2 protein-coding genes are annotated in these 2,657 nt (G+C 68.9%); both read right to left on the bottom strand.

The window, feature by feature from the left end:
* Positions 1–108: 108 nt before the first annotated feature.
* A complete protein-coding gene (locus GSQ89_RS27435) occupies positions 109–843 on the bottom strand; it encodes a class II aldolase/adducin family protein (RefSeq protein ID WP_158931287.1) in 735 nt (244 codons plus the stop codon).
* 20 nt (positions 844–863) lie between these two features.
* Positions 864–2,657: thiamine pyrophosphate-binding protein (locus GSQ89_RS27430; RefSeq protein ID WP_371734298.1), on the bottom strand; the 1,794-nt coding region annotated here is incomplete at its 5' end.

Genomic DNA, 2,657 nt, shown 5'->3' with positions numbered 1-2,657 from the left:
GGCGGGCCTTCGCCCGCCATGACGACTGCACGGCGGTTCCGCAGGGTCAATGACAACGTCAGTTGGTATCACATCCGGACTGGTTTGTGGTGTCGTCCTGGATACCGGTTATTCCTTAACGATTGATGAAGATGGAGAGCTCGCGGCCTGTGCTGCCCACATGTCCCAGGAGCGGTTGAGTTGGCCGTTATTGGTCTGGGTGGAGGCGGCGGCTTCGCCGGGGGATAGGTAGGTGGGTTCGCCGAGGCGCAGGGCGTCGCCTTGGAGGCGGGCGTTCACCTCGGTGTAGACGGCGCGGAACACGGCCTGGCGTAGGGTCTGGCCGACGACGGTGCTGCCATGGCCGCGCATCAGGACGGTGGCGTGCTCGCCCAGGGATACGGCCAGGGCGGCGCCGAGGGTTCGGTCCCGGATCAGCATGTCGCTGCTGTCGCCGGCGCAGCAGCGGATTTCGAACACGGGCGCGCCTTGTCCGAGGAAGCCGCTCATGTGGAAGACCGGCCGCAGGGTGACGGTGGGGACGATGCCGAACGGGACGACCGATGGGGAGTGACTGTGCACGACCGCGGCGACGTCGGGGCGGATGCGGTAGATCTCGCCGTGGATGAAGCGTTCCAGGTAGGGGCGGCGTGGGTCGCTGTCGGTGGGTTCGCTGTCGGGGTCAAACTGCATGATGTCGTCCGCGGTCACCATTGCCGGGGCCATGCTGCGGGCTAGCAGGAAGTGATCGGGGTGATCCGGGTGGCGCATGCTGACGTGGCCGAAGCCGTCGACCACGCCTTGCTGGAACAGGATACGGTTGGCGGTGGCCAGTTCTTCCAGGACGGCGCGATCGGGTGGCATCTGGTGGTCTCCTTCGGGTTTCAGGACGTCCGGGTTAGGGCGGAGGCCATCGCCGGGGTGTAGCCGGGGCGCACGCGGACATCGACCACGGCTATGGCGCCAGCATCGACCGCGGCGATGGCGGCGGTGAAGACGGCTTGCAGGTCGGCGGCGTCGTGGACCGGGCCGAAGCCTTGGGCGCCTTGTGCCCGACCGAGAGCGGCGAGGTCGATGTCGGGGTCGGACATGCGCATGCCGATCCATTTGTTCTCGATCGGGCGGTTGCGCATGGTGGCGACTCGTTCCTGGTGGACTTCGTCGTTGAAGAAGGACTGGTTGTTGGCGACGACGATCAGCAGGGGAATGCGGTAGTGCGCGGCAGTCCATATCGCGGTGGTGCCCATCAGGAAGTCGCCGTCGCCGCAGACGCAGATGGGCAGGCGGCCCGATCCGCGCAGGGCGAGGGCGGCGCCGACCGAGATGCCGGGGCCGGCGCCGATGCCGCCGCCTCCGTCGGACCCGAGGTAGTCGAGCGGGTGGCGGAACGGCCATGACGTGGCGTCCCAGGACAGTGGCAGGTGCGTCAGCGAGACCGGGCGGTCGCCCGTGGCCAGGCGTAGCGCCGCTGCCAAGGCGGGTGTGACGATCGGGCCGGCGGTTGGGGCGTTTGGTGGGGTCAGTGGCGGTTGGGGCGGTGTGGGGGCTGGTTTCAGGTGGCGCAGCATAGCGACGGCCACCTGGTCGGGGTCGGCGGCGATGAACAGATCGACCGGGGGCAGGGCTTGGTGATCCATGCTCCAGCCGTTGTGCAGCACGTGGTCGAGCGAGACCTGGATTACGCGGCCGGCCGGTGGGCCGTTGCAGGCGGTGCGGAGGGCGCCGCCGAGGTCGACCCAGTCCAGGCTGAGGATGACGTCGGCCTCGGCGATGGCTTGCAACGCTGCTTGTGCCGGGAAGATGCCGGGACTGCCGGTGTGCAAATGGTGGTCGGTGGGGAAGGCGGCGCCGACTTTCAGGTCGGTGATGACCCTTGCGCTGAGTGTCTCGGCCAGGGCTAGGCGGTTGGCCCAGGCGGTTTCGTCGCGGCTGACCCGGCCCATCAGGATGACGGGGTGTTGGGCTGTTTGGAGCAGGGTTAGGGCCTCGGTGATTAGCGATTCCGGGGCGCCGGTGGTGACGGGCGGCATCAGGCGGGTTGGGTCCAGCGGCGGCAGGGGCGTGGTCAGTGCGTCTTCCTGCAGGCCGAGGTCGAGGTTGACGTAGACGGGTCCCATCGGCGCGGTGCGGGCGATCCAGGCGGCTCGGAACAGGGCTTCGCGGGCGGCGGCGGGGGACGCGGGCTGGGCGTCCCATTTCACGTAGTTGCGGACGATGGCGCCCTGGTCCTGGGCGGTGTGGATCCACTCGATCCAGGGGCGGCGGCGGGCGGCGTCCATCGGGCCGGTGGCGCCGAGGACGATCACCGGCATGCGGTCGCACCAGGCGTTGAAGATCGCCATGGTGGCGTGGAACAACCCGACATTGGAATGCACCGCGACCAGCATGGGGGTGCCGGTGACCTTGGCCCAGCCCTGGGCGATCGCCACGGCGTGTTCCTCATGCAGGCAGAGCAGCATCTGGGGGGCGTCGTTGCCGAGGTGGTTGACCAGGCTGTCGTGCAGGCCGCGATAGCTGGCGCCGGGGTTGAGGGCGATGAAGGGGATGTGGAGGTCGCGCAGGGTCTCGGCGATGGCATCGCTGCCGAACAGGGTGTTGCTGGCGGCGGGCAGGCCGGCGGGACGTTCGATGCTGGTGGGCGGCGGCGCTTCGGGCATGGCGGGGGGCCTTTTGGGGGG

The organism is Acidisphaera sp. S103, assembly GCF_009765975.1.
Lineage (GTDB): Bacteria > Pseudomonadota > Alphaproteobacteria > Acetobacterales > Acetobacteraceae > Rhodopila.
Note: the sequence above shows the minus strand (reverse complement) of the source record. Positions and strands in the feature narration are given on the sequence as shown.

Coding starts and splice junctions, on each gene's coding strand:
- GSQ89_RS27435 (WP_158931287.1), bottom strand. CDS start 843: ATGCCACCCGATCGCGCCGTCCTGGAAGAACTGGCCACCGCCAACCGT.